Raw genomic sequence first — 25996 nt, forward strand, 5'->3', positions numbered from 1 at the left:
GATCGCGCGGCGCGTGGCAAATCCCCGCCCGGGGGCATCGGTGCCATTTCCGTTGGACAGGCGGACGGCAAAGCGCTAATCGCATCATCCATGCATGCGAGACCTCTCGATAAGAAGCCCCTGGACCGGCAAGCGTCGATTGATTCGGCCCTGAGAACGGTGGCGACCGAGCAGGCGGGGATCGCCGCCCTTGCCGAAGCGCTCGAGAATGGACTGGCCGCGCCTTTCGCGCAGGCTGTCGACATGATCTCGAACATCGAAGGCCGGCTGATCGTCACCGGCGTCGGCAAAAGCGGCCATATCGGCTCGAAGATCGCGGCCACGCTGGCCTCGACCGGCACACCGGCCTTCTTCGTCCATCCCGTCGAGGCCAACCATGGCGATCTCGGCATGATCGCCAGGGACGACGCCATCATCGCCATCTCCTGGTCGGGCGAGAGCAAGGAGATGATGGGCATCGTCGCCTATTCCAGGCGCTTCTCCATTCCGCTTATCGCCGTCACATCCGGAGAGACATCGGCGCTGGCGCGCGCCGCCGACGTCGTGCTGCTTTTGCCGCGCGCCCCGGAGGCCTGCCCGCACGGCTTGGCGCCGACGACGTCGACGCTGCTGCAACTGGTCGTCGGCGACGCGCTGGCGATCGCTCTGCTCGAGGCGCGCGGCTTCACGCCGGACCATTTCCGCACCTTCCATCCCGGCGGCCAGCTCGGCGCCAACCTGACCATGGTCTCCGAGATCATGCGGGTCGGCGACCAGATGCCGCTGGCCGCGCTCGGCACCAAGATGCCGGAAGCGGTGATGACGCTGTCGCAGAAGAAGGTCGGCTGCGTCCTGATCGTCGACACTAATGGCGAATTGGCCGGGATCATCACCGACGGCGACGTGGCGCGCAACCTTCACCGCAACCTGGCCGACGTCATCGTCGACGAGGTGATGACCCGCACCCCGAAGACCGTTGACCCGCAGACGCTTGCGGGCACCGCGATCGCGCTGCTCAACGAGCACAATATCGGCGCGCTGGTGGTGACCAAAAACAACATGCCGCTCGGCGTGGTGCATTTCCACGACCTGCTGCGCATCGGCGCTGCCTAGGCATGCCGATATTCAGGTGAGGCCGGTCTGCAAACGGCGGCCTCCTGCGCTTCCTCGTTCTACTGCGTCGCAGTAGAACTGAGCTCACGTACAAAAATACGCTCCGCTCCGGTTCTCGGAAGCCACCGCTTTCGACTCGGCCTGACCTGAATCTCGACACACCTAGAGCGTTTCACGGAATCGCAGAACCGCTCTAACTATTTGTTTTTACGCAATTCCGGACGGAAAACCGTTTCACACTTTTCCTGGAATTGCTCTAGCGAGGTGGTCTGCTGTGAAAAAATCAGACCCGCTCCACCGTCAGTTCCAGGTCGGTATCGGCTGCCCCGGTGACACGCACCTGCGTGCCGGCCGGCAGGTCGGGGCCGGAGACACGCCATAGCGTGTCGCCAAGCTTGATGCGGCCACGGCCGTCCCGGATCGGTTCGGCAAGCGTTGCCATCCTGCCGACCAGTTGGGCGCCGCGCCGATTGAGCAGCGGCTGGTCCGTCGGGTCGTGGCGCCGGCTGACCCATCGCTTGCCGACATAGGCCGAGAGCAGCGACAGTGCCAGGAAGGCGAGGACCTGAACCTGCCAGGTCCAGATCGCCGCATCCCAGATCAGCAGCGATATTGCGGCGATGATCAGGGCAGCAATGCCGATCCAGAGCATGAAGATGCCCGGCGCGATGATTTCCATGACCAGCAGGACGAAGCCCAGAACCATCCAGGTCCAGGGTCCGAGTTCGGAGATGACGCGATCGAACATAAGAGGGACCTCCTATGGACTCAGTTTTCGTTCGGCCGCACGACGGGCGGGCGGGCGGCCTGGCGCTGGGCGCCGGTCGTGCCTTCGCTGCGGAAGACTTCCTTGGCGATCTCGCCAATGCCGCCAAGCGTGCCGATCAGCGACGAGGCTTCCAGCGGCATCAGCACCACCTTGCTGTTGGTGGCCGAACCGATTCTGGTCAGGGCCTCGGTGTATTTCTGGGCGACGAAATAGTTCAGCGCCTGCACGTCGCCCTTGGAAATGGCTTCAGACACCACCTGGGTGGCGCGGGCTTCGGCCTCGGCCGAACGTTCGCGCGCCTCGGCGTCGCGGAAAGCGGCTTCCTTGCGGCCTTCGGCCTCCAGGATCTGCGACTGCTTGAGGCCTTCGGCGGCGAGGATCTGCGCACGCTTGTTACGCTCGGCGGTCATCTGGCGGCCCATCGATTCGATGAGGTTTGCCGGCGGGTTGATGTCCTTGATCTCGACGCGTGTGATCTTGATACCCCACGGATGCGCCGCCTCGTCGACGACGCGCAGCAGGCGCTCGTTGATGGCGTCGCGGTTCGACAAGAGCTCATCGAGGTCCATCGAGCCCATGACGGTACGGATATTGGTCATAGTCAGGTTGAGGATGGCGTTCTGCAGGCCGGCAACCTGATAGGCGGCCTGTGCCGCATTGAGGATCTGGTAGAAGGCGATGCCGTCGACACCGACGATGGCGTTGTCGCGGGTGATGATCTCCTGGCTCGGAACGTCGAGCACCTGTTCCATCATGTTCATCTTGGCGCCAATACGGTCGACGAACGGCGTGATGATGTTGAGGCCGGGGCTCAGTGTCTTGGTATAACGACCAAAGCGTTCGACGGTATAGTTATAGCCTTGCGGAATTGTCTTGATGCCTTTGAACAGCACCAGCACGACAAGCGCGACAAGAACAATGATCGCAATATCGAAACCACTGAAATCCATTTGGCTCTCCCTCAGAAGCGGGCCGCGAGAGCCATTCCCGCGCAGCCGACTTCACCAAAGACTTAAGTGTGTTTCAGGTGCGTTACAATCAGGTGATGAGGGATTGTTTGTAGGTTTGCAATCAACGGTTGAAGGCGAACAGCTCTGCATCCGTGTCGGCCATCCCTTTGATCGAAGCGGAAACAATTTCGGAAGCGATGCGCGAGAAAGTGATGCCATTGCCGCCATAACCCATGACGGCATGGATGCGAGGATGCCTGGGGATGGCTCCGATATAGGGCAGACCGGTGGTGGTTGTGCCGAAGGAGCCGGTCCAGGCGAATTCGGGCCTGACATCGAGTTGCGGAAATACAAGGCCAAGCTTTTCGGCGATGCGTGCGGCCTTGTCGGCGATCAGTTCATCGCGCCGCGTCTCGTCGACAAAATCCTCGTCCTCGCCGCCGCAGATGACGCGACCGTCGGCGGTCGCCCTGACGTAGAGATAGGGGTCCGACGCTTCCCAGATGAACGCCGCGCCCGGCCAGAGCTTTCGCGGTTGCGGGCGGGTTGCGATCGCCCAGGTCGAGATGATCTGGTGTGCGGCCGCCGGCACGATGTCGACCAGTTCATAGCCGGTGGCCAGAACAACCTGCCGTGCGGTGATGGTCGGGCCGTCCTTTGTGGCCACGACCACCTCGTCGGTACTGTCCTTGATCGCCGTCGCTTCAACGGGAGTGTAAAACCGTGCCTTTCGCGCCAGCGCCTTGAGCAACAACCCGGCCGTCAGCTTGCGCGGGTCGAGCGCGATATTGCCATGGCTGAGGATGGCGCCATCGCGGTCGATGCCGAATGTCTCCGCCAGAGGCCGCGGTGTCAGATAGGACGCGGCAATGCCCGCTTGCCGCCGCGCTTCGGCTTCATCGCGAAGTTCCGAGGGGCCGAGCATCGTGCCAGCCAGATAGAGCGACTGGGTGAGGCGCAGGCGGCAGTCGATTGCGAGATCCTCGATACGGCCAGCCAGGTTGGAAACCGCGAGCCGCGAGCGCCGCCAGGCCTGCTCGGCGCGGGCCCTGCCGATCATCTTCGAGAGCATGGAAAGCGGCTGGTCGATTTCGAACTGAACGAGCGCGGTGGTCGCTGCGGTCGAACCCTTGAGCGGCCCACGCCGGTCGATGCAGATCACGGAGTGACCATCCGCCGTCAGCGCCTCGGCCATCATGGCGCCGCTGATGCCCATGCCGATGATCAGGACGTCGGTCTTGACGTCCCGGGTCAGCGCCGACGTCGGCACGGCCGGCGCCCGGTAGGCGGACCAGACGGTCCGGCCAGTTCTGAGGTCGAGTTTGCGGGGCATCGAATTCTCCGGAAGGTGCGGCTCAACGCTCCGGAGCGGCTGTTGTTCCGGTGTTAGAGGGGCTCACCGCTTCACGGAAACGGCGAGCCGCTCTAACTCTTTGTTTGACGAAATTCCGGACGGAAAACCGTTTCACACTTTTCCTGGAATTTCTTCTAGACCCAGCCGGACAGTTCGCGTCGCACCATCGCCTCGATCACCGCCATGCCCTCGGCGCTGTCGTTGAGGCAAGGGATATGGGCGAAATTCTTGCCGCCGGCGTGATGAAACGTCTCGGCCGCCTCGCGGCCGATCTCGTCCAGCGTCTCGATGCAGTCGACCGAAAAGCCGGGATTGACGATGGCGATCGATTTCACGCCGTCCTTGCCGAGTTTCTCCACGGTCTTGTCGGTGTAAGGCTGTAGCCATTCCTGGGCGCCGAAACGCGACTGGAAGGTGGTGATGAGCCTGCTCTCGCTCCAGCCGAGCTTTTGGCGCAGCAGCCGCGTCGTTTCCAGGCAATGCGCCTGGTAGGGGTCGCCCTTGTCGGAATAGGGTTTCGGGATGCCGTGATAAGAGGTGATGACCACCTCCGGCTCGAAATCGAGGCTCGCCAGATGCCGCTTGATCGAGTGGGCCAGCGCTTCGATGTAGACGGGCTCGGCATAATAGGGCGGCACGCTGCGGATGGCCGGCGCCGCCCGCATCTTCATCAGCGCGCGAAACAGCTGGTCATTGGCCGTGGCCGTCGTGGTGGCGGAGTACTGCGGGTAGAGCGGAAACGAAACTATGCGGTCGCAACCCTGGGCGACCAGCCTTTGGGCCACGCTTGCCGTCGAAGGGCTGCCGTAGCGCATCGCCCAGTCGACGACGACATTGGGAAGGTCGCGCAACGTCTCGGCCAGCTTTTCGCCCTGGGCGCGCGTGTAGGTGCGCAGCGGCGACTCGTTCTTCTCCTGGTTCCAGATCCTGGCGTAATTGGCCCCCGACTTCTTCGGCCGCGTGGTGAGCACGAGCCCATAGAGGATCGGATACCAGATCGCCTTGTTGAGCTCGATGACGCGCGGATCGGACAGGAATTCCCTGAGATAACGCCACATCGGCTTGAACTCGGTGCCGTCGGGCGTGCCGAGATTGACCAGCATGACGCCGACCTTGCCGGCCTCGGCCGGTTGGGATCCGGTAGGCTGCGGACCGGAGGCCTTCACGGCTTTGGGGTCGACAGGAGTGGAAAGCGTCATAATTGGTCTCCGAACACGGCGCGAAACTAGCGATGCCACGCCGGTTTTCAATGCAGCGTCTGGCCGCACCTTACCTGAAAACGCAAAACCCGCCCGGTTTCCCGGACGGGTTTTGCGTCAAAGAACCCTGAAGCGGTGTTATTTCGGCGGGATGGTCAGCGTCGCGCCGGGGGTAAGCCGGTGCGGCCTTTGACCCTTGTTGGCGTCATAGATGAGTTTCCACTTGGTGGCGTCGCCATAGGCCTTCTTTGCCAGATCCCAGTAGGTATCGCCGGTAACGATGACATGGCTGCCTGTTGCCGGTGCGGCGTCGGCCGGTTTTGCCGGTTCCGCGGGCTTCGCGGGTTCCGCCGGGGCGGGTGCCGCTGGCGCAGGAGCAGCTTCGGCCGGTTTTGCCGGTTCGGCTGGTGCAGGGGCTGGAGCAGCGGGTGCCGGCGGGGGAGGCGCTGCCTCTGTCGAGATTGCCGGTGGCGTGTTGGCGATGTCGCCTGAGTTGGCAGGCAGTTCGGGCATCGCGGGTGCGGCATCGGCGGGCTTTGCCGGTTCTGCCGGTTTCGCGGCCTCGGCCGGCGCTGTCTCCGCCGGCTTTGCGGGTTCGGCTGGCTTGGCCGGCTCGGCGGCGGGCGCCGCCGCGACAGTCGCGGCGATCTCGGTGATGCGGCCGTCGAGCTTGGGTGTGTAAGGCCGGTGGGCACCGAGGTAGTCGGCAACGACCTGTTCGAGGCCGGGGCCGTAATCATAGGCGTTCTTGGCCTTGTCGGCGAAGACCTTGTAGCCGTCGCCGCCCTGGCGCACGTAATTGTTGGTGGCGACGAGATAGTCCTTGTCGGGATTGATCGGCACCCAGGCGCCGTTCTCCATGACCTCGACGGACTTGACGCGGCCCGCATTGGGCGCGACCGACTTGTCGAAGGAATATTTGAGGCCCGCCACCTGCGGGAAGCGGCCGGCGCCGTCCTCGATCTGGCTAAGACCGCCTTCGAGGCCGGCGACCAGGTCCTTGCCGGAAATCTGGAAGGTGGCCAGCGTGTTCTGGAAGGGCAGCACGGTCAGCACCTCACCCATGGTGACGGTGCCCTTGTCGATCGAGGCGCGCAGCCCGCCGCCATTGGAGATGACGATCTCGACGCCCTGTCCCTTGACGCGGTCGAGTATGGCGTCGGAGACGAGGTTGCCCATCGCGCATTCCTTGGCGCGGCAATTCTCGCGGCTGCCGTCGATGACGTCGGTGGTCTCGGCCACTTCCTTGTTCTTCAGGGCCTCGATCGGCGCGCCGAGTTCCTTGATGCGGGCGAGCACGGCGGGATCGGGCGTGATCGACTTGTCGAGATAGATGGGGTCGCCGCTCGCCGACTTGACGACGCCATTGTCGTCGAACACCACCTTGAACTCGCCGAGATATTTCGAATAGGACGCCGCCTGCACCACCGGCACCTTGTAGCCGTCCGGGTTGTCGACCATCGTCGGGTAGGGGCCTAGCGCCTTCGGATCGGTGTTGGACAAAAGCGTATGGCTGTGGCCGCCGACAACCACGTCGATGCCCGGGATCCTGGCGATGACATCGCGCTCCCTGTTGTAGCCGATATGGGTCACCGCGATTATCTTGTTGACGCCTTGCGCCTTCAGCTTCTCGACTTCCGCCGTGATCGACTTGACGTCGTCCGCGATGGCGATGTTCGGGCCGGGGGAAGCGAGCTCGGGCGTGTCGTTGGTGACGGCACCGACAATGCCGATCTTCTGTCCGCCGACCTCGACGACGATCGACGGCTTGATCTTGCCTGCCGCGCCGGACTTGTCGTTGGGCACGACATTGGCACTGACGATCGGGAACTTCGCCTTGTCCAGGTAAGGCACCAGCGCGCTCTCGCCGTCGTCGAATTCGTGGTTGCCGAGCGTCACAGCGTCGGGCTTCAACTGATTGAGGAATTCCTCTTCGACGGCGCCCTTGTAGGTGGTGTAGAACAGCGATCCCTGGAAACTGTCACCCGCATTGAGAAGCAGCACGTTCTGCCCTTCGAGCTTCTTGCGTTCCTGGGCGATCGCCGTGATCAACCGGCCGGCGCCGCCGATGCACTCGCCCTTGGTCTCCTCGTCGGCCGAACAGGTCGACTCGTATTTGTTGTTGCCTTCGATGCGGCTGTGCCAGTCATTGAAATGCAGAATGTTCAATGTGTAGTCGGCAAAAGATGCGCCGGCCGACAGGCCAAGCGCCGATGCGGACAGGGCCAGAATGGCGGCAATCTTCTTCATCTTCGTCTCCCGGTAGGCTGATCAGAAGCGTTTAACGCCCTTGCTTGACTGGGATATAACAGCCAGCGTTTTGACCATGTTCCCATCGCGTTCCGGCTGACGCAAGCAGAAATGCCGTCGGTATTTTCTTGCGAAAAACCGGGGGTATTTTCTGGCGAAAAACCTGGGGTATTTTCTGGCGAAAGTTCTGGTGAAAGCCCGGGGCGCAAAAAAGAACGGCGGCCAGTGGCCGCCGTCCCGATGAGTCCTGTGTTCGCCGGTTCAGGCGCGTCGCGTTAGCACGAAGTTCTGGCCGGATGAACTGGTGCAGTTCAGCTGGCTGGTGGACACCAGCAGGCAGTTGAAGCTAACCGGCGTCTGGCGGATCAGCGACGTGCCGTTGATCTCGACCGAGGTGGCGCCGGTCATCGTGTAGCTGCCATCGGCCAGCTTCTGGCCGGTGTCGGTGGCGACGGTCGTGAATTTACCACCTGTCAGCGTCGACAGGCCGGTGCCCTTGGCATCGATCCACGAGCCCTCGACGCCTTTCGGCGCGGCTGCCATCGGCGGTGCATCGGGACCGCTTGTGGTGCAGGCAGCGAGCATCACGGCAAAGGAACCCGCCACGCCCATCGAAAGAATTTTGCGCGCAATAGTCATCTGAAATCCTCTCCAAACGCACCGGCCCAAAAATCGGATTCGATTTTGGAAGGCATGATGCGAACGTCCAAAGTGCTGGAACGGGCGTGCGTCCCGCAAGACGCACGCTGCCCCAGGCCGCATCTCTTCAATCGCCCGATTTCCGGGCGATTGCAAGGCAATGGCGCAGGGTGTGCGCGATGCTATCGGACGAGGATGTTGCGGAATTGCCACGGATCGCTGCGGTCGAGGTCCTCGGGGAAGAGCCCCGGGCGTTTGTCGAGCGGCGTCCAGTCGGTGTAATGGCCTTCGACCGGCCCGAGATAGGGCGACTGCACTTCCAGACAGCGCCGGTAGTCCATCTCGTCCGCCTCGACGATGCCGGCGTCCGGATTTTCCAGGGCCCAGACCATGCCTGCCAGAACCGCCGAGGTGACCTGCATGCCAGTGGCGTTCTGATAAGGCGCCAGCTTGCGCGCCTCGGCGAGCGAGAGGTGCGAGCCGAACCAGTAGGCATTCTTGTCGTGGCCGTAGAGCAGGACGCCGAGTTCGTCGACGCCGTCGACCAGCTCGTTCTCGTCAAGCACATGGTGCACCGGCTGAGGCTTGCCGGCGGCACCGAACATCTCGTCCAGCGACAGCATCGCGTCGTTGCAGGGATGGTAGGCGTAATGGCAGGTCGGCCGGTATTGCACCTTGCCCTTCTTGGAGCGCACGGTGAAGAAATCGGCGATCGAGATCGCCTCGTTGTGCGTCACCAGCAGGCCGTATTGTGGGCCCGGCGTCGGGCACCAGGAGCGCACGCGCGTGTTGGCGCCGGGCTGCTCCAGGTAGATCGCGGCCTTGGAGCCGTGCTTGTGCTTCTTGGCGTTCTTCGGCATCCATTTCTCATGCGTGCCCCAGCCGAGTTCGGCCGGCTGCAGGCCTTCGGAGATGAAGCCCTCGACCGACCAGGTGTTCCAGAACACATCCATCGGCTTTGGTTTCTTGGCGCGCTGGGTGTCGCGTTCGGCGATATGGATGCCCTTGACGCCGGCCTTCCTCATCAGCTTCGCCCAGCCCTCGCGGTCTTCCTGTGCGGGCTCGGAAAACTCAAGGCCAAGATCGGTGGCGAGGTTCACCAGCGCCTGCTTGACGAACCACGAGACCATGCCGGGATTGGCGCCGCAGGTGGAAACCGCCGTAGCGCCGCCCGGTTTGTCCTGCTTTTCCTTGATCAGCGATTCGCGCAGCGCATAGTTGGTGCGGCTGGCATTGTCGGCGTTGGCGTCGAAATAGAATCCAAGCCACGGCTCGACGACGGTGTCGATGTAGAGCACGCCGAGCTTGCGGCAGAGCCGCATCAGGTCGACCGAGCCGGTGTCGACCGACAAATTGACGCAAAAGCCCTGGCCGCCGCCATTGGTCAGCAACGGCGTCAGAAGCTTCTTGTAGTTCTTCTCGGTCACTGCTTCCTGGACGAAGGCGATGCCGCGCTCGTCGAGCAGCTTGCGGTCGGTGTCGCGCGGATCAAGGACCGTCATGCGCGACTTGTCGAACTTGAAATGGCGCTCGATGAGAGGCAGCGTTCCCCGTCCGATCGAGCCGAAGCCGATCATCACCACAGGGCCGGTGATCTCGCCGTAGACTGGCCAGTTTTCATTCGCCATTTTATCGAGCACTCCTTAAAAATCACTCCAGAACAGCCGCTTGGCCGCGGCGCGACAAACCATAGATCATTGTCACAATAAAGGGAAAAGCAGCGAAACGCCTGGGAACGCCGCTTTGGAAGTGCTCCGCGAGGCCACCGGGAGGCCATTGCCTGCCCGATGGCGGATGTTGAGCCGGCGTCGTATCAACGAGCGCCGCCGGACGCGTTGATGCGTTCGCCGGTCAGCCACGCCGCCTCGTCCGAGGCGAGGAAGGCCACTGTCGGGGCGATGTCGTCCGGCTTGCCGAAGCGCTGGCCAAGGGGGACGCCGGCGATCAGCATATTGCCGAAATCGGTGCCGACCATGCCTTCGGTCATTTCGGTGTGGGTATAGCCAGGAGCCACGATGTTGACACGGATGTTGCGGACTCCGAGTTCTCTCGACAGGCTGAGCGTCAGCGTATCGATCGCCGCTTTGCTGGCGGAATAGAGGCTGGTGTTCGGCACCGGATTCCAGCTCGAGATCGTGCCGATATTGACGATGCTGCCGCCAGTCTCGGGGAAGTGGCGCATGGCCGCCTTGGTGGTCAGGATCGTGCCCAGCACGTTGGTGTCGAACAGCCGCCGATAGTCCGCCTCACTGGCTTCCTCGAAAGTGCCGAAGCTGGCGGTCGCGGCGTTGTTGATCAGAATGCTTGGCTTGCCGAATGCGATCTCGGCGGCCTCGAACATCTTCTCGACTTCGGCGGCCTCGGCCACGTTGCCCTGAACCGCGGTCGCCTTGCCGCCGGCGGCGACGATCTCCTTGACCGTGCGTTCCGCAGCCTCGCGGCTGGAGGCGTAGTTGACGACGACAGCGGCGCCTTCCGCCGCCAGCCGTTTGGCGATGCCCGCACCGATGCCTCGCGCGGCGCCGGTGACGATGGCGACCTTGTTGTTGAGCTTGCCCATTTTGGTTCTCCGAATGGATGGATGGATTTGACAACCGCCAATTGGCCATTCCTGGATGGGTCAGGTAGAGTGAACAAAACCATATAACTAATTCCAAGGTGGAATAAATGGACAGGCTCATGGTGATGAACACCTTTATAAGGGTCATCGAAACCGGCTCGTTCTCGGCGGCCGCGCGACATTTGCGCGTCGGGCAGCCAGCCGTCTCGAAGGCCATCGCGCAGCTTGAGGAGCGGCTCGGCGTTCGCCTGCTGTCGCGCACCACCCGAGGTCTGTCGCCGACCGATGCCGGCCTCAGCTTCTATGAAGGCGCCAAGCGCGCGGTCGACGAGGCCGACGAAGCGGAGAACGCGGCGCGTGGCACCGCGGCGGCGCTTACCGGTTTGCTGCGCATCGGTACGTCGGTAACCTTCGGCCGCCTGCATGTCGTGCCGAAGCTGAAAGCCTTCCTGGACGCTCACCCAAGGCTAGACGTCGAGGTGGCGATGGACGACAGGAACGTCGACCTCGTCGAGGAAGGGGTGGATGTCATGCTGCGTCTGGGTGAAAGCTTCGCCCCCGCTCATATCGGGCGCAAGATCGCCACCTGTCGTCGTCTGGTGGTAGCGGCACCCTCCTACCTGGCACGCGAGGGCGAACCCATCGCGCCGGATGAGCTGTCGCGGCACGAGGCGATCCTCTTCGTCCGGGCAGGCACTTCCAGCCGCTGGACGTTCCGGCGCGGCGCCGAAGAGGTTTCGCTTGCCGGCCAAGGGCGGCTGCGCGTGACTTCCGCCGAAGGGATACGTGAGGCGGTGCTTGCCGGCATCGGCTTCACGGTCGGCTCCGAATGGATGTTCGACGCGGAGCTGCGCAGCGGTGCCGTGCGGCCGATCCTGGTCGACTGGGCGCTGCCGCCTGTCGAATTGTGGGCGCTGTTTCCAGCCGGACGCAAGGCCAGCGTCAGGGCAAGGACATTCGTCGATTTCCTGGCGGGCAGCCTGTAGCCGGCTTCAGCCGGCCATCGTCTTCAAATGTTCGATCAGCCGGTCGCGGTCCGATGTCAGGCCCTTGTAGTCGAGCTGGTCGAGATCGAGCGCTTCGAGCTGGGCGGCAAAGGACAGAGCAAGCGTCGCCCGATCCGGGTGCCGCTCCAGCACGGCGAGCGGGTCGAGGTGGATGCGGATGGTGAACAGGATGTCGCGCGAGGCGGGCAGCTTGCGCAGCGTCTGGCGCTCGACGCGGATGAAGGCGTGCGCCTTGACGTCACCATCGGGGAACCGTGTCGGCCGGCTGGTGGCACGGTCGATGCGCTCGACATTGGACAAGGGATGGTAGAGCGCATTGTCGGCCTGGATCGACCAGTTGAAGCGCTCGACCGCCTGGCCCTGCAGGCCGTCGAACATGCGGTTGATGAGTTCGGCGGGACGCGTGCCCGGGCCGAAGCCGGGCACCGGCTCGTGAATCTGTTGCAACGGCTTGCCGAATTTTTCGAGCAGCGACCAGGACGAGGGAAAGCACAGCGAGCCGGCGGCGAGCCGCCAGCCGCTGTCGTCGCGGCGCATCAGGATCAGGTCCTCCTGGACCAGCAGCGAGGCCGCGACCAGCGGCGCGTCGGCGAGACCCATAGGCAAAGCAGGGTGGTTCGCGGCGCCCACCAGCTCGATGCCCGCATCGGTGCGGCGATGGGTGCGCGGAAATCGCTCCGGCAGATAGGCGCCGAGCAAGTCGAGCACTTCCTGCTGGGCGTCTCGCGTGCCGTCTTCCTCTACGAAAACCCGTTCGGGAATCTCGGCATAAAGCCGGCGCTTCTCGGCGAGATAGGGCAGGAGATGACCATCGACCTCGATCCAGTTCGCGGGGTCCAGCGGCTTCAGCCCGATGTTGAACAGCTTCGAGGAACCGTCATAGGGGGTATGGGTGGGCAGGGCTTCGACCAAGCTCATGCTTCCTTGAAGGCTTCGAGAGCGGCGGCGGTCATCCTCGCCAGGAATTCGGTGACGTCGTAGTCCGCGGCGCCTGCCTTGGCGAAGGGGTCCGTGGCCAGCCTGGCATCGAGGATCTCGCGCGAGCATTGGGCGACGATGATGCCGCCGGTCCTCGGCTTCTTCGGTCCGGAGGCAATGAAGACGCCCTCTGCATAGCAGGCCTTCAGCCATTCGACATGCGCCGCCTGCAGGCGGTCGATCTCGGTCAGAGGCACCTTGTAGTTCAGCGAAACGACGAACATGGCGTTCTCCCGGTCACACCAGCCTTGCGGGGATCAAGCCGCGCAGCGAATTGCCGACAAAGAGAGCCTTGGCCGACTTCAGATCGTCAAAGGTGTAGATTGCTTCCGCCGCCCGGCCTTCATCCAGAAGCGCTGCGCGCAATACGCCAGGCAGCAGGCCGCAGTCCAGCCGGGGCGTAGCCAGCACGCCGTCGCCGAAATCGGCGAAGACATTGGTGATGGTGCCTTCGCAGATCTCGCCGCGCTCATTGGCCAGGATCACCTCGTCGGCCTGGGTGACGAGATATTCGGATCGGGCATGGGTGTAGAGCTGGCGCCGGCTTGTCTTGTGGCGCAGCAGCGTATTGCTCGAATCGAGCCTGGTCCGTGCCAGCCGCAGCACCCAGACCTTGTCGGCGGCGAGCGGTTCGTAGGGTTGCGCCGAGGCGGTGGCTTCGCCGTTGCGCGCCAAGGCGAGCCGCGTGCGCATGGCGGTACGGGCGCCGTCGACCGCGTCGCCCAGCACGGCGCCAACCTTTTGCGGATCGCAGTCAAAGCCGAGTTCCGCCGCCGAGCCATAGAGGCGCGCAAGGTGGCGGTCGAAGCGCAGGAAGCCGGTCTCGGGCTGCCAGCGCATGGTCTCGATCAGCTCGAAATCGGCGGGGTCCCCGTCGCGAAGCGGGCCTTGAGCAGACACTCCTGATACTCCTCCTGCGCCGTCGAATCGAAGACGATGCCGCCGCCGACATTGTAGACGGCCTCGCCGCTGGCAAAGAGCGATATGGTGCGGATCGCCACGGAAAAGCGCATCGTGCCGCCGGGCGCGATCCAGCCGATGGCGCCGCAATAGACGTCGCGCGGCGTGCCTTCCAGATCGTGCAGGATCTCCATGGCGCGGATCTTCGGCGCCCCGGTGATCGAGCCACAGGGAAACAAAGCCGCGAAGATCTGGCGGATGGTGAGGCCAGGCAGCAGCTTCGCCCTGACGTCGCTCACCATCTGGTGGACGGTCGGGTAGCTCTCGATGCGGAACAGTTCGGGCACCTCCAGCGTGCCGACCTCGCTGATCAGCGAGATGTCGTTGCGCAAGAGGTCGACGATCATCCGGTTCTCGGCCTGGTTCTTCTCGTCATGGCGCAGGAAGGTCTTCTGCCGCTCGTCCTCGTCCCTGGTCGCGCCGCGCGGGGCCGTGCCCTTCATCGGATGCGTCTCGATCATCCCGGCGGCATTGATCTCGAAGAACAGTTCGGGCGAGCGCGACAGCACGATGGGATCGCCAAGCGCCACCAGTGCGCCATACTTCACCGGCTGGCGTTCGGTCAGCGCATCGAAGGCGGCAAGCGGGTCGCCAGACCATTGCGCCTGCACCGGGAAGGTCAGATTGCCCTGGTAGCAATCGCCTTGCCTGATGTGTTGATGCAGCCGCGAGAAACGCTTCTCGTAATCCTCGAACGACCAGGCCGCCCTTGCATCGAAGATCGGGCCGTTGGTGGCCGTTGCGTTGCGTGGCGGCACGGCGTCCTCGACCGGAGCGTCGAAGACGCCCAGGCAGATCAGCGGTGCGCGGCGCCGGCCCGGCAGCAAGGGAACGAGTTTCGGCTCGAGCAGGTAGCCCGCCTCATAGGAGAAATAGCCGGCCAGCCATTTGCCGGCGTCGTGCGCGGCCTGCGCTGCTTCCAGCGCCGGCAGGAAATCACGCGCCTCATGCGCCACGATGATGTCGGCCGGCCGGTCGAAAACGAGCTGACGCGCGCTTTCGTCGTTGCGGAAAATGGCGGCGGGCAGGGACATGGGGACCAGGATCGATGAAGCCGTCGATCGCTCTATATGGGGGGCCGCCCGCGTGCAATCGAGGGAACGGCACCTTGCCCCTCAAAGCCGACCTCTTGGCGGCCTTGTCCGCCAAAAAGAAATCGGCGGGGCCTGTGGCCCCGCCGGCTTGGTGATCTGCCTGTGCGGTTCAGGTGTTGCTGGCAGTCCCGGCTGTCGGAAACTGCTTGGCGAATTCCTTCTCGTCACCGGCGGCGAGCAGCTTGGCTTGCTCGATCCAGTGTTCGCGCGCGATGCGGCCGTCGAAGTTCATCACGTCCTCGATCCGCTTGATGTCGGCCGCCGTCCAGGCGGCGATCTGGGCGAAGGTGGTGACGCCCTGCGCCTTGAGCAGCTTCTCGTTGACCGGGCCGATACCGATCAGCCGGCGCAGATTGTCGGGCTTGCCCGTCGCAGGCTTGGCTGCCGCCGGTGCGGCCTTCTTGGCGGCTGCCGGCTTGGGCGGGGCCGAGCTCTTTGCCGAGGAAGCGGCGGAGGCCGCGGTTTTGCTTGCAGCGGGTTTGGCGACCGCTGGCTTCGGCGCCGCCGACTTGGTGGCGGCGGCTTTTGCTGGCGCGGCAGGTTTGGCAGGCGCAGCCTTGGCCGCGGGCGGAGCGGATTTGGCGGCGGCCGGCGTCGACAGCAGGGCTGCCGGGGGTTGGCTGGCGGCCTTTCCTCCGCCACCCGTTGAAGCCTGCGCGTCGCGCAACTGGCGCTCGAGGTCGGCGCGGGTCTTGCCGCATGCATTCAGTTCGCCGGTCAGCCGGTCGCTGTCGGCACGCAGCCGGTCGCGCTCGCCGCGGGTTCGGTCGAGGTCGCCGCGAAGGCTGTCGAGTTCGCCACGCAGGCGACCCCAGATGAACCAGCCAACCAACACGCCTACCAGGAACGCCAGGACCACATAGAAAAAAGTGCCCATTGTCTCTCTCCAGTCAGATCCGTCTGCCGTGGGTCATGACCTTCGGCGATGGACTACTCGGTGATGTTTCCGCGGGTTCGCAGAACAGCCGGCTTCGGTTCGAGCTGTTGGCAATCGGCTTTGCTTGCCCATGGCCAACGGCCGTTGTCGCGTTCGCCTGAGCGGCACGGCCGGCTAGGATTTCCCTCGCCGATCCGCATGCGCTCCGGCTGAGCTTGGAGCGAAGGCTATCATAGAGCTTACGGAAAGCTATGGGAAAAACTTCTGCCTAGAGTTCTTCAAGAACAAATATTTAGCGCAAGAATACTGCAATCCCAACATGCATTCCGGCTAAACTGTTCTGCCGATGCGAGACGCGTCTCAGCTGTCGAGGGATTCCAGCTCGTCGATCAGGCCGCTGATCACGCCAAGCCCGATCTGCCAGAAGGCGGGATCGGTGGCGTCGAGGCCGAAGGGCGCCAGAAGCTGCGAATGATGCTTTGTGCCGCCGGCGCGCAGCATCTCGAAATACTTGTCCTGGAAGCCGCGCTCGGCGTTCTGGTAGACGGCGTAGAGCGAGTTCACCAGGCAGTCGCCGAAAGCATAGGCATAGACGTAGAAGGGCGAATGGATGAAGTGCGGGATGTAGGTCCAGAAGACCTCGTAGCCTTCGCGCAGCTTGATCGCGGGCCCCAGGCTTTCGGCCTGCACTTCCAGCCAGAACTGGCCGAGCCTGTCGGACGTCAGTTCGCCGTTGCGGCGCTCGGCATGCACCTTGCGCTCGAATTCGTAGAAGGCGATCTGGCGCACCACCGTGTTGATCATGTCCTCGACCTTCTGGGCGAGCATGGCCTTGCGCTCACGCCTGTCGGTGGTCCGCTCGAGCAGCGAGCGGAAGGTCAGCATCTCGCCGAAGACGGAAGCGGTCTCGGCCAGTGTGAGCGGCGTCGAGGCCATCAGCGCGCCCTGGCCGGCGGCCAGCACCTGATGCACGCCGTGGCCGAGCTCATGCGCCAGCGTCATCACATCGCGCGGCTTGCCCATGTAGTTGAGCAACACATAGGGGTGCGCCGACGGCACGGTCGGATGGGCAAAGGCGCCAGGCGACTTGCCGGGCCTTACCGGCGCGTCGATCCAGTTGCGGTCGAAGAAGGTGCGCGCGATCTCGGCCATCTCGGGCGAGAAGCTCTGATAGGCGGACAGCACGGTGTTCCTGGCCTCGTCCCAGCCGATCACCGCTTGCGGCGTCTCCGGCAGTGGTGCGTTGCGATCCCAGTGGTTCATCACCTCCATGCCGAGCCACCGCGCCTTCATGGCGTAGTAGCGGTGCGACAGGCGCGGATAGGCCTCGCGCACCGCGGCGGCCAGCGCATCGACCACGCCGCGCTCGACACGGTTGGCGAGATGGCGTGAATCGGCGATGTCCTCGAAGCCGCGCCAGCGGTCGGATATTTCCTTGTCCTTGGCCAGCGTGTTGGTGATCAGCGTGAAGGTGCGCAAATTCTTGCGGAAGGTCGCGGCCAGCGCCTCGGCGGCGCGGCGGCGCACCTCGCCGTCGGCATCCTGCAAACGGTTGAGCGCCGGCTCGAGTGTCAATTCCTCGCCATCGATGTCGAAGCGAAGGTCGGTCATCGTCTCGTCGAACAGGCGGTTCCAGGCGCCGCGTCCAGTGATCGACTTCTCATGGAAAAGCTGCTCGACTCGATCCTCGAGCTGGTAGGGCTTGTCCATGCGCAGGTCGAGCACCCAGGGCCGGTAGTGGCCGAAAGCGGGATCGCCGGCGAGCGCGCTTTCGATCGCGGCGTCATCGATCAGGTTCAGTTCGAGCGCGAAGAACAGAAGATGCGCACTGGCGTCGGTCATCCTCTCCTGGATGTCGCCATAGAGCTTGGCGCGCTGCGGGTCGGCGGTGTTGCCGGCGTAGACCAGGCCGGCATAGGAGACGATGCGGCCGATCAGTTCCTCCAGCGCCTCGTAGGCGACCAGCGCCTCGCCCAACCTGCCGGCGCTGCCGCGCCCGGCCTCGGCGGCGAGCGTACCCTTCCAGCGGGTCTCGAAAGCGATCGCGTCGGCGGCGGCCCTAGCGATGTCACGCTTCAGTTCCGGGGCTTCCATGCCGGCATAGAGGTCGGCAAGGTTCCATTCCGGCAGATCGCCAAGCTCGGCCGCGCCCTGACCGGACGCTGGTGCCGCAAGCCGCCGACCAAACATCATGCGCATCGACATACCTTCTGTGAATCACGGGGTCAGAATCAAGTGGCCAGAATCGGGGAGAATGGAGAAGCCGGTCAAATCCTAAGGAATTCGTTCACCGGGTTTTTTGAAACCTTGTTTAGAACCCTGTGCCAAGATGATCCATGGGGATTTCGGGCGCGGGCAAATCAAGACAGTCATGACAGGTTCCATACTCATAGTCGATGACGATCCCGTGCAGCGCCGGCTGCTCGAGGCCGCGGTGACGCGCTTCGGCCACCCGGCAATCGTCGTCGACGGCGGTGCCGCCGGCCTTGAAGTGCTCGACGGGCCAACGGCCCGCGACGTTTCGGTGGTGATCCTCGACCTGGTCATGCCCGGCCTCGACGGCATCGGCGTGCTGAAGGCGATGCGTGAACGCGACATCACCGTCCCGGTCATCGTCCAGACCGCGCAGGGCGGCATCGAAACCGTTGTGTCGGCGATGCGCCATGGCGCCTTCGATTTCGTCGTCAAGCCGGCGTCGCCCGACAGGTTGCAGGCGTCGATCGCCAACGCGCTCAAGGTCGAAGCGGTCGGGGGCGAGGTCAAGCGCACATCGCGCAGGCGCGGCGGGCTGCTGACCTTCAGGGACATGATCACCCACAGCCCGGCCATGGACAGGGTGATACGGCTTGGCCAGAAAGCGGCCGCCTCCAACATCCCGATCCTGATCGAAGGCGAATCCGGCGTCGGCAAGGAGCTGGTGGCACGCGCCATCCAGGGCAGCGGCGACCGCCGCTCGAAGCCTTTCGTCACCGTCAATTGCGGCGCCATCCCCGACAATCTGGTCGAATCGATCCTGTTCGGCCACGAGAAGGGCTCGTTCACCGGCGCCACCGACAAGCACACCGGCAAGTTCATCGAAGCGCATACGGGCACGCTGTTCCTCGACGAGATCGGCGACTTGCCACTCGACGTCCAGGTCAAGCTGTTGCGCGCCGTGCAGGAGGGCGAGGTCGATCCGGTCGGCGGCCGCTCGACCGTCAAGGTCGACATAAGGCTGATTTCGGCGACGCACCGCAACCTCCTGCAGCAGGTCAAGGACGGCAAGTTCCGCGAGGATCTGTTCTACCGGCTGAATGTCTATCCGATCTTCGTGCCGCCGCTGCGCGACCGCCGCGACGACATTCCGCACCTGGTCACGCATTTCATGGAGAAGGTGGCACCGGCCGACCCGCGCCATCGCCTGCAAGGCATTTCGGCGCCGGCACTTGCCGTGCTGCAGGCCTATGACTGGCCCGGCAACATCCGGCAGCTGGAAAACGCCGTCTTCCGCGCTTCGGTGTTGTGTGAAGGCGACGTGCTCGATGTCGATGATTTTCCACAGATCCGGGCGCAGGTCGAAGGCACCGTCAATCTCGAAACGGATGTCGCCACGCCACCGCCGCTGGAACCTCGCGACGATGATATCCTGGCCGGCGAGGCAGCCTCGATGACCGAGGCCGAACTGCCCCCGCAGCTTCAGCCTCGCTTCGGCACCCTGCGGGCGCTCGACGAACGCGGCAATGTGCGGGCGCTCGCCGACGTCGAACTCGAGATGATCAAGCTCGCCATCGACCATTACAACGGCCAGATGAGCGAAGTCGCGCGCCGCCTCGGCATCGGCCGTTCGACGCTTTACCGCAAGCTCAAGGAATACGGCATCGACCCGGAGACCGGCCGCGTGGAACGGCTGGCGTCCTAAATCGCATCGCGCCGAACCGGATAGCCGCCGCGTGTCAGGCCATGTCCCCTTGCATGTCGTTCGCCCCGAAACCGAGGCCACGTTTGGGCAACATGCATCGGACGCAAGGCCGGGACCAGCTTGCGATGCCAGAGTTTGTCCCGCTGTCAGCGGGGTTCGGCCGGAATATGGCAAGCCCGTGGACAGCTCTGTTCACGCATTAAGGCTAATGGTAACAGATCGTGTTCTGTCAAAAGCCGGAATCCTGATCTAAACCAGCGGTTTACCAAGAAACCTTGTGAACAATTTTTGACGGGATATCGCCATGGTGTTACCGCATTTCGGCTTCAATAAGCGATGATTAACCATTAGGATTGATATTCGGATGTGAAAACCACACGTCCGTTTGGGCAAATCCGGGGACAAACGGCAGCCTGCAAGGCCTTTTGATTTGAACAGAATCGAACGACTCACAAACGGGCGGCATCATCATCTGAGCGTCTGGCCGAGATGGCTGGCAGCGGTGATTGTCGCTTTTGGTTTTGTTGCCGCGGCCGCCACCGGCGCCCAGGCCGAAGTTCGTTCGCTGAAGCTCTACCACCTCCACACGCACGAGAAGGCGGAGATCGTCTACAAGCGCAATGGCCGCTACGATCCGGAGGGCCTGAGGAAGATCAACATCATCCTGCGCGACTGGCGCCGCAACGAGCCGACCAAGATGGATCCGCGCCTGCTGGACCTGGTCTGGGAGGCATATCGCGAAAGCGGCGCCACCGACTATATCCAGGTCGTCTGCGGCTACCGTTCCCCGTCGACCAACTCGATGCTGCGCAGCCGCAGCCGCGGTGTCGCCGAGAAGAGCCAGCACATGCTCGGCAAGGCGATGGATTTCTACATTCCCGGCGTGCCGCTGAAGAAGCTGCGCAACATCGGCCTGAAGATGCAGGGCGGCGGCGTCGGCTACTATCCGACCTCCGGTTCGCCGTTCGTCCATATGGATGTCGGCAATGTGCGCCACTGGCCCGGCATCAGCCGGCAGGAACTGGTCAGCCTGTTCCCCAACGGCAAGACCCTGCATGTGCCGAGCGACGGCCGGCCGCTGCCGGGCTATGAACAGGCAATGGCCGCCTACAAGGCGCGCAAGGGTGCCGGTACGCCCAATGTCGAGCTTGCGAGCGCCGGCGGCAGCGGCAAGAAGTCCGGTGGCTTCCTCTCCGCCTTCTTCGGCGGTGGCGGCGACGATGAAGCCGACGACAGCGCCGACGTCGAGACCGCTTCGGCTGCCCCTGCGCCCAAGCCTAGAAACCTGAAGCCGGCCGCGACCGCCAAGAGCAGCAACCTGCCGGGCATCGCCATCGTGGCGCCCGAGAACGCACAGCGCGCCAACATCCCGCAGATTGCCGACGAGCAGGCTCCGGAACCGGTGAAGGACACGCCGGAAACGATCATCGCCGCGCTGCCGGCCAAGGAGATTCCGCTGCCCGATTTCGCGCCGCGGCCGAAGGCCGATGTCGGTGCGCAGCCTGAGAATGTTCCGTTCGCCATGGCGGACGCGACTGCGACGACCGAACAGGCCGTGGCGACCGCGCAGGCGCCGGCGAACATGCCGTTCAGCAAGGCTGATCCCACCACTGTGACGGCGGCGGCCGCGGCGGCCGATCCGGCGCAGGTTGCCGTCAACAACATCCCCTTGCCGACGTGGCGTCCCGAACGCACGCTTCCGGCCGATCTCGCACCGCCGCCCAGCAAGGATGTGCTGATGGCGCTGGCGGATACGGCCGAACAGGGCAAGACCGCGTCCGATGCGTTCTCGGTGCTGCCGACGGCGCGTCCCGAGCCGGCCAAGCCGGACGCCGTCAAGGCTGTGCTGGACGAGGCCAATGCCCAGGTCGGCAATGCCGACGAATACAAGGTTGCATCGCTGTCGGAAGAACCGCGCTCGGCCTTCAACGATCCGTCAGGTGTCGATGCCGCATCGCCACGCCAGGCGGTTGCCGCCCGCCCGGCCGGTTCCGATCCGGCCGCCGCGATCGGCGCCGGCGTGAAGACGACCCGCAAGGAAGCCAGGGCCACCGCCCGTGACCAGAAGCCCGGCCCCAGGGCCATGGTGGTCGCCGCGGCGCCTCAGGCCGCCCGTTGGGCGCTGACCAGCGGCGAGAACGTCGCCACCGCTTCGAGTGCGACGACGGCGCCGGGCTACGCCTACAACATCGTCCATACGCCGCCGAGCGAGGTCTATACGGCCGGCTTCCAGCCGAGCAACCAGGTGGCCGACGCCAACCGGTTCACGGGCAACGCCGTCAAGTTCATGTCGGTGGCACGCTTCCAGACGAAATAGCCTGCTGGCCAGACGAGACAAAGCCGCGCCGGGCGACCAGCGCGGCTTTTTGCTGTCCGGGCGTGATGCGTGAGGCGCCCAACCCCGCGGATCACGCGCGGCTGAACTTCTCGTGAGGCCGGAACGGCCTGGCTGTTTGCGGGTTAGCGTGGGTACGTTCCAACCCTGGGGAAATTCATGAAGAGAATTCTACTGGCATCCGTTCTGGCATTGGTTGCAGCATCTGCCGGGATCGCTCCATCGCAAGCCGAAACCGTGATCATCAAGAATGGCAAGCATCACTGCAGGACCAAGCTGGTCACGCACTGGGTGCACCATCACAGGGTGACCGAGAAGGTCAAGGTCTGCCGCTGATCCGGAACCGCTGGGATCCGGGAGAATTGGCCCGGTCGACGAGAGTCGGCCGGGCTTTTCATGTGCCAGCCCACGCAGCGCTTACGCTTGGTTCCGAGCGCTTTAGTCGATTTCCAGCGTGGCTGCTTCGCCCCTGGCCAGAAGCCGCGCTGCGTCGCGCGCCGGCGGAAATCCGAAATGGCGCGCATATTCCCGGCTGAACTGGGAAGCGCTTTCATAGCCGACGGCAAAGGCGACACGCGTGGCGCTGCCCGGCTCCGCGATCAGCAGATGACGAGCCTCCAGCAGACGCACCTGCTTCTGATACTGGATCGGGCTCATGGCGGTCGCCGCCTTGAAATGGCGATGGAACGAGGCATTGCTCATATGCGCGAGTTCGGCCAGCTCCGTCACATCGATGGGTTCGTTGTAGTGTGCTCGTATCCAGGCGGTGGCGCGGCGTATCTGTGACAGGCGGCCATCAGCGTGCGCGAGCTGCCGCAACTTCGCCCCTTGCGGACCCTGCAGCAAGCGGAATGCGATCTCGCGTTCGAGCATGGGCGCGAGCACGGGGATTTCGGTTGGGCGGTCGAGCAGCCGCAGCATGCGGCGCCATGCATCGAGCAGTTCGTCATCGGCCCGGTTGGTCACGAAGCCGTCGCCGTCGACCGCCGGCTTGTGGTCGATGATCAGGGCGGCGATCAGACCGACATCGAGAGCGAAGGCTATGGCCGTGTAGGGACGGGCGCTGCTCGCCTCGATGAGCTGGCTGGTGGCCGGCGTCTCCACCGCATAGATGAAATAGCTGCCAGGACCATAGCGAAGCGTGCGGTCGCCGATCAGCACCGTCTTGGTCCCCTGCAGCACGAACAGCGCCGTCGGTTGGCAAAGCTCGGGCAGCGGCGGGGTCGCAACCTCGCTAAGGCCGATCGTGACGCGCGGGATCGCCGTTTTCGTGCGCCGCCCATGCGCATGGCGGCCGGCGATGCCGATCAATTCCTGCAAAACCTCTTCCATTCTTCAGCATTGCCGATCCGGGTGGCCCGCGCAACTGGTTGAGAGGATTAGGCAAGAGGACGCGAGTATCCGGCGCGCGAAACCGGCCGAGGCACGTCATCTCTAGGTCACCAAAGAAGGAGACATCGATATGACGACGCAGAGGAATGCGCTGGTCACCGGCGCCAACAAGGGTATCGGCCTCGAGACCGCTCGCCGGCTGGGGACAAAAGGGTTCAAGGTCTGGGCCGGCGCCCGCGATGCCGGGCGCGGGGAGGCCGCGGCAAAGGCGTTGCGCAACGAAGGGTTCGACGTCAAATGGCTCGAGCTGGACGTCGCCAGCGACGACAGCGTGGCGGCCGCGGCCAAGGCCCTGACAGCGCAGGTATCCAGCCTCGACGCGCTGGTCAACAATGCCGGCATTGCCCCCGGCTATGTCGACGCGCTGGGACCGGACGGCCGCTACGAACGGCCCCCGAGCCGCGAGGATGTCGCCGATATGAAGGCCACCTATGACGTCAACGTCTTCGGCCCGGTTCGCGTCACCCAGGCATTCCTGCCGCTGCTCCTGGCATCGCCCGCCGCCCGCATCGTCATGGTCAGCAGCTACCTCGGCTCGATCGCGCGCGCCGCCGGCAACAGCCAGTCGCCCAATGTGATGAGCTATGGCAGCTCGAAAACAGCGCTCAATGCCATCACCGTGGCCTTCGCCCGGGAGCTCTCGCCGCGCGGCATCATGGTCAACGCCGCCGCTCCCGGCTACACCGCGACGGACCTCAATGCGCATCGGGGCGGGCGTACGGTGCAGCAGGCTGCCGGGATCATCGTGCAATTGGCGACGCTGCAGGCGGGCGGGCCCACCGGCGGGTATTTCGATGAGAACGGTCCGCTGCCCTGGTGATCGGTTATTTCCTGAGCTTGCTCGCTTCACGTGCAAGCGCTTCGATCTCGTCCCACTTGCCCGCCTTGACCATGTCGTCAGGCGCGACCCAGGAGCCGCCGACGCAGATGACATTGGGCAGGCTGAGATAATCGGCGGCATTCTTGCCGGTGATGCCGCCGGTCGGGCAGAATTTGACGTCGGCGAGCGGCGAGGCGAAGGCCTTCAGCGAGGCGATGCCGCCGGACTGCTCGGCAGGGAAGAATTTCAGGAAGCGCAGGCCAGCCTCGCGCGCGGCCATGATCTCGCCGGGCGTGATGGCGCCGGGCAGCAACGGGACGGCGCTGTCTTTCGCCGCGGCCAGAAGCTGGCTGGTGATGCCGGGGCTGACAATGAATTTCGATCCAGCGGCTCCCGCTTCGGCGAACTGGCGGGCGTCGAGAATGGTGCCGGCGCCGACAATGGCGTCCTCGACTTCGGCGGCAACGCGGCGGATCGCTTCCAACGCATCGGCGGTCCTCAGCGTGATCTCGATCGCCGGCAGGCCGCCACGTGCCAGGGCACGGGCCAGCGGCACCGCATCGGCAACATTGGCGATCTTCAGCACCGGTATGACCGGCTGGCCATTGAGGAGCGACAGGAGTGTTTCGGTCTTGCTGGGCATCTGTCTCTCCGTATCCTAAGCGCGTCGCGTGAATCCGTCTCGGCGTGGCGCGCTCTAGTTCATTTCAACCGATTAGCAGACGGGTGTTTGCCTGTCCACGAAACCGGTCGCGTCGCGATGTCACGCGCTGTCGGACAGTTTATCGGCTCTTCCCCGACAGGGCCATGACAGGCACCAAAGCCCGTTTGACCTTGAAACAGCATTTACGAGCGTCTAGTTGCTCTGGCAATGACACCGTCCACACCAACCCAGCCCGTCCGCGTCGCCGCGCTCTACCGGTTTGCCCGGCTCGATGCCTTTGACGAACTGCGCGCGCCGCTCGCCGCCTTCTGCTGCGGCCGTGGCATCAAGGGCACGCTACTCCTGGCGCATGAAGGCATCAACGGCACGGTCGCGGGCAGCGAAGCAGCGATCGCCGAACTGATCGATCATATCGAAGCCATCGACGGGCTGGCGGGCCTCGAGGTCAAGTACAGCGGCGCCGCGGAAATGCCCTTCCACCGCATGAAGGTGCGGCTGAAGCGCGAGATCGTCACCATGGGCATCGAGACCATCGACCCGGCGACGAGTGCGGGCACCTATGTGGCACCGGCGGATTGGAACGCGCTGATTTCCGAGCCCGACACGATCGTCATCGACACGCGCAACGCCTACGAAGTTTCGATCGGCACCTTCAAGGGCGCGGTCGATCCGGCGACCGCGAGCTTTCGCGAATTCCCGGCCTGGGTGGAAGCGCATCGAGCCGAGCTCGAAGGCCGCAAGGTGGCGATGTTCTGCACCGGCGGCATTCGCTGCGAAAAGGCGACGGCCTATGTGAAGTCGCTCGGCTTCGAGGACGTGTTCCACCTCAAGGGCGGCATTCTCAAATATCTCGAGGAGGTTCCGGCCGCGCAGAGCCTGTGGCAAGGCGAGTGCTTCGTCTTCGACGAGCGGGTTTCCGTTTCGCACGGCCTCGCCGAGGGAGACGCGGAACTCTGCCGTGCTTGCCGCCATCCGCTGACGGCAAGCGAGCTGGCGTCGCCGAAATATGCGGCCGGTGTCTCGTGCCCGCATTGCTTCGATGCCCGGTCGGACGAGGACCGTCAGCGTTATGCCGAGCGCCAGCGGCAGGTCGAGCTTGCCGAGGTGCGGGGCAAGGGGCCGCATATCGGGTCCTGACTGAGGCTCCAGAGCCGCGGC

23 protein-coding genes are annotated in these 25996 nt (G+C 64.1%); 7 read left to right on the forward strand and 16 right to left on the reverse strand.

Annotated features, from left to right (window positions below):
• Positions 1-90: 90 nt before the first annotated feature.
• A complete protein-coding gene (locus AC07UC_RS10930; RefSeq protein ID WP_494905637.1) occupies positions 91-1092 on the forward strand; it encodes a KpsF/GutQ family sugar-phosphate isomerase in 1002 nt (333 codons plus the stop codon).
• Positions 1093-1375: 283 nt separating this feature from the next.
• Here AC07UC_RS10930 and AC07UC_RS10935 read toward each other — a convergent pair whose 3' ends face one another.
• The 8 genes from AC07UC_RS10935 to AC07UC_RS10970 form a co-directional block, all read right to left on the reverse strand.
• Positions 1376-1840 (reverse strand): NfeD family protein, encoded by a 465-nt coding sequence (locus AC07UC_RS10935; RefSeq protein ID WP_056577499.1) that lies wholly within the window; start codon positions 1838-1840, stop codon positions 1376-1378.
• A gap of 20 nt (positions 1841-1860) precedes the next feature.
• Positions 1861-2811: an SPFH domain-containing protein gene (locus AC07UC_RS10940; protein WP_140771840.1), complete on the reverse strand. Its 951-nt coding sequence runs from the start codon at positions 2809-2811 to the stop codon at positions 1861-1863.
• Between the two features lie 121 nt (positions 2812-2932).
• Positions 2933-4144 carry an NAD(P)/FAD-dependent oxidoreductase gene (locus AC07UC_RS10945; protein WP_494905639.1) on the reverse strand — a complete coding sequence of 404 codons (1212 nt, stop codon included), beginning with the start codon at positions 4142-4144 and terminating at the stop codon, positions 2933-2935.
• 155 nt (positions 4145-4299) lie between these two features.
• A complete protein-coding gene (hemH, locus tag AC07UC_RS10950; RefSeq protein WP_494905641.1) occupies positions 4300-5364 on the reverse strand; it encodes a ferrochelatase in 1065 nt (354 codons plus the stop codon).
• Between the two features lie 138 nt (positions 5365-5502).
• Complete coding sequence (locus tag AC07UC_RS10955; RefSeq protein ID WP_494905643.1) at positions 5503-7614, reverse strand: 5'-nucleotidase C-terminal domain-containing protein; 2112 nt, start codon at positions 7612-7614, stop codon at positions 5503-5505.
• Between the two features lie 261 nt (positions 7615-7875).
• The gene (omp10, locus tag AC07UC_RS10960; protein ID WP_056577483.1) at positions 7876-8253 is read right to left on the reverse strand and encodes an outer membrane lipoprotein Omp10; all 378 of its coding nucleotides are present in this window, start codon (positions 8251-8253) and stop codon (positions 7876-7878) included.
• Positions 8254-8435: 182 nt separating this feature from the next.
• On the reverse strand, positions 8436-9881 hold the full coding sequence (locus AC07UC_RS10965; protein WP_140771832.1) for a homospermidine synthase: 1446 nt from the start codon (positions 9879-9881) through the stop codon (positions 8436-8438).
• Between the two features lie 185 nt (positions 9882-10066).
• Complete coding sequence (locus AC07UC_RS10970; protein WP_494905646.1) at positions 10067-10813, reverse strand: SDR family NAD(P)-dependent oxidoreductase; 747 nt, start codon at positions 10811-10813, stop codon at positions 10067-10069.
• A gap of 107 nt (positions 10814-10920) precedes the next feature.
• Here AC07UC_RS10970 and AC07UC_RS10975 point away from each other — a divergent pair, with 107 nt between their 5' ends.
• Positions 10921-11799 carry a LysR family transcriptional regulator gene (locus tag AC07UC_RS10975; protein WP_202325990.1) on the forward strand — a complete coding sequence of 293 codons (879 nt, stop codon included), beginning with the start codon at positions 10921-10923 and terminating at the stop codon, positions 11797-11799.
• A gap of 6 nt (positions 11800-11805) precedes the next feature.
• On the opposite strand, the gene AC07UC_RS10980 is transcribed toward AC07UC_RS10975, so the two are convergent.
• The 6 genes from AC07UC_RS10980 to AC07UC_RS11005 form a co-directional block, all read right to left on the reverse strand.
• Positions 11806-12738, reverse strand: a complete 933-nt coding sequence (locus tag AC07UC_RS10980; protein WP_494905648.1) for a heme-dependent oxidative N-demethylase family protein — start codon at positions 12736-12738, stop codon at positions 11806-11808.
• Positions 12735-13022: a YciI family protein gene (locus AC07UC_RS10985; protein ID WP_494905650.1), complete on the reverse strand. Its 288-nt coding sequence runs from the start codon at positions 13020-13022 to the stop codon at positions 12735-12737. The genes AC07UC_RS10980 and AC07UC_RS10985 overlap by 4 nt, the downstream gene beginning before the upstream one ends.
• Before the next feature lie 13 nt (positions 13023-13035).
• Positions 13036-13698, reverse strand: a complete 663-nt coding sequence (locus AC07UC_RS10990) for an aminotransferase class IV family protein (RefSeq protein ID WP_140771823.1) — start codon at positions 13696-13698, stop codon at positions 13036-13038.
• Positions 13647-14804 (reverse strand): aminodeoxychorismate synthase component I, encoded by a 1158-nt coding sequence (locus AC07UC_RS10995; protein ID WP_494908920.1) that lies wholly within the window; start codon positions 14802-14804, stop codon positions 13647-13649. Before AC07UC_RS10995 ends, AC07UC_RS10990 begins: the two co-directional genes overlap by 52 nt.
• A 157-nt stretch (positions 14805-14961) precedes the next feature.
• Positions 14962-15729, reverse strand: coding sequence for a helix-hairpin-helix domain-containing protein (locus AC07UC_RS11000; protein WP_494905652.1), 768 nt, complete (start codon positions 15727-15729; stop codon positions 14962-14964).
• Between the two features lie 360 nt (positions 15730-16089).
• Positions 16090-17928: a M3 family oligoendopeptidase gene (locus tag AC07UC_RS11005; RefSeq protein ID WP_494905654.1), complete on the reverse strand. Its 1839-nt coding sequence runs from the start codon at positions 17926-17928 to the stop codon at positions 16090-16092.
• Positions 17929-18100: 172 nt separating this feature from the next.
• On the opposite strand from AC07UC_RS11005, the gene AC07UC_RS11010 reads away from it, so the two are divergent.
• From AC07UC_RS11010 to AC07UC_RS11020, 3 genes are all read left to right on the forward strand, one after another.
• Positions 18101-19627, forward strand: a complete 1527-nt coding sequence (locus AC07UC_RS11010; protein ID WP_494905656.1) for a sigma-54-dependent transcriptional regulator — start codon at positions 18101-18103, stop codon at positions 19625-19627.
• A 502-nt stretch (positions 19628-20129) separates the two neighbouring features.
• Positions 20130-21944, forward strand: a complete 1815-nt coding sequence (locus AC07UC_RS11015) for a peptidoglycan L,D-endopeptidase MepK (protein WP_244735343.1) — start codon at positions 20130-20132, stop codon at positions 21942-21944.
• A 177-nt stretch (positions 21945-22121) separates the two neighbouring features.
• Entirely contained in the window at positions 22122-22298 is a 177-nt protein-coding gene (locus AC07UC_RS11020) for a hypothetical protein (protein WP_494905658.1), read from the forward strand.
• A 102-nt stretch (positions 22299-22400) separates the two neighbouring features.
• Here AC07UC_RS11020 and AC07UC_RS11025 read toward each other — a convergent pair whose 3' ends face one another.
• Positions 22401-23294, reverse strand: coding sequence for an AraC family transcriptional regulator (locus AC07UC_RS11025; RefSeq protein WP_494905660.1), 894 nt, complete (start codon positions 23292-23294; stop codon positions 22401-22403).
• Between the two features lie 130 nt (positions 23295-23424).
• Here AC07UC_RS11025 and AC07UC_RS11030 point away from each other — a divergent pair, with 130 nt between their 5' ends.
• Entirely contained in the window at positions 23425-24174 is a 750-nt protein-coding gene (locus tag AC07UC_RS11030) for an SDR family NAD(P)-dependent oxidoreductase (protein ID WP_494905662.1), read from the forward strand.
• 4 nt (positions 24175-24178) lie between these two features.
• Here the strand turns inward: AC07UC_RS11030 and AC07UC_RS11035 are convergent, their stop codons facing one another.
• Positions 24179-24817, reverse strand: coding sequence for a 2-dehydro-3-deoxy-phosphogluconate aldolase (locus AC07UC_RS11035; RefSeq protein ID WP_494905664.1), 639 nt, complete (start codon positions 24815-24817; stop codon positions 24179-24181).
• 228 nt (positions 24818-25045) lie between these two features.
• Here AC07UC_RS11035 and trhO point away from each other — a divergent pair, with 228 nt between their 5' ends.
• Complete coding sequence (gene trhO / locus AC07UC_RS11040; RefSeq protein ID WP_494905666.1) at positions 25046-25975, forward strand: oxygen-dependent tRNA uridine(34) hydroxylase TrhO; 930 nt, start codon at positions 25046-25048, stop codon at positions 25973-25975.
• Positions 25976-25996 lie beyond the last annotated feature (21 nt).

It is taken from the genome of Mesorhizobium sp. GW821-FHT04C10, assembly GCF_059420305.1.

Bases quoted from the DNA above. Each gene is read 5' to 3' on its own strand.
- AC07UC_RS10930 (WP_494905637.1), top strand. From the start codon at position 91: ATGCATGCGAGACCTCTCGATAAGAAGCCCCTGGACCGGCAAGCGTCG.
- AC07UC_RS10935 (WP_056577499.1), bottom strand. From the start codon at position 1,840: ATGTTCGATCGCGTCATCTCCGAACTCGGACCCTGGACCTGGATGGTT.
- AC07UC_RS10940 (WP_140771840.1), bottom strand. From the start codon at position 2,811: ATGGATTTCAGTGGTTTCGATATTGCGATCATTGTTCTTGTCGCGCTT.
- AC07UC_RS10945 (WP_494905639.1), bottom strand. From the start codon at position 4,144: ATGCCCCGCAAACTCGACCTCAGAACTGGCCGGACCGTCTGGTCCGCC.
- hemH (WP_494905641.1), bottom strand. From the start codon at position 5,364: ATGACGCTTTCCACTCCTGTCGACCCCAAAGCCGTGAAGGCCTCCGGT.
- AC07UC_RS10955 (WP_494905643.1), bottom strand. From the start codon at position 7,614: ATGAAGAAGATTGCCGCCATTCTGGCCCTGTCCGCATCGGCGCTTGGC.
- omp10 (WP_056577483.1), bottom strand. From the start codon at position 8,253: ATGACTATTGCGCGCAAAATTCTTTCGATGGGCGTGGCGGGTTCCTTT.
- AC07UC_RS10965 (WP_140771832.1), bottom strand. From the start codon at position 9,881: ATGGCGAATGAAAACTGGCCAGTCTACGGCGAGATCACCGGCCCTGTG.
- AC07UC_RS10970 (WP_494905646.1), bottom strand. From the start codon at position 10,813: ATGGGCAAGCTCAACAACAAGGTCGCCATCGTCACCGGCGCCGCGCGA.
- AC07UC_RS10975 (WP_202325990.1), top strand. From the start codon at position 10,921: ATGGACAGGCTCATGGTGATGAACACCTTTATAAGGGTCATCGAAACC.
- AC07UC_RS10980 (WP_494905648.1), bottom strand. From the start codon at position 12,738: ATGAGCTTGGTCGAAGCCCTGCCCACCCATACCCCCTATGACGGTTCC.
- AC07UC_RS10985 (WP_494905650.1), bottom strand. From the start codon at position 13,022: ATGTTCGTCGTTTCGCTGAACTACAAGGTGCCTCTGACCGAGATCGAC.
- AC07UC_RS11000 (WP_494905652.1), bottom strand. From the start codon at position 15,729: ATGGGCACTTTTTTCTATGTGGTCCTGGCGTTCCTGGTAGGCGTGTTG.
- AC07UC_RS11005 (WP_494905654.1), bottom strand. From the start codon at position 17,928: ATGCGCATGATGTTTGGTCGGCGGCTTGCGGCACCAGCGTCCGGTCAG.
- AC07UC_RS11010 (WP_494905656.1), top strand. From the start codon at position 18,101: ATGACAGGTTCCATACTCATAGTCGATGACGATCCCGTGCAGCGCCGG.
- AC07UC_RS11020 (WP_494905658.1), top strand. From the start codon at position 22,122: ATGAAGAGAATTCTACTGGCATCCGTTCTGGCATTGGTTGCAGCATCT.
- AC07UC_RS11025 (WP_494905660.1), bottom strand. From the start codon at position 23,294: ATGGAAGAGGTTTTGCAGGAATTGATCGGCATCGCCGGCCGCCATGCG.
- AC07UC_RS11030 (WP_494905662.1), top strand. From the start codon at position 23,425: ATGACGACGCAGAGGAATGCGCTGGTCACCGGCGCCAACAAGGGTATC.
- AC07UC_RS11035 (WP_494905664.1), bottom strand. From the start codon at position 24,817: ATGCCCAGCAAGACCGAAACACTCCTGTCGCTCCTCAATGGCCAGCCG.
- trhO (WP_494905666.1), top strand. From the start codon at position 25,046: ATGACACCGTCCACACCAACCCAGCCCGTCCGCGTCGCCGCGCTCTAC.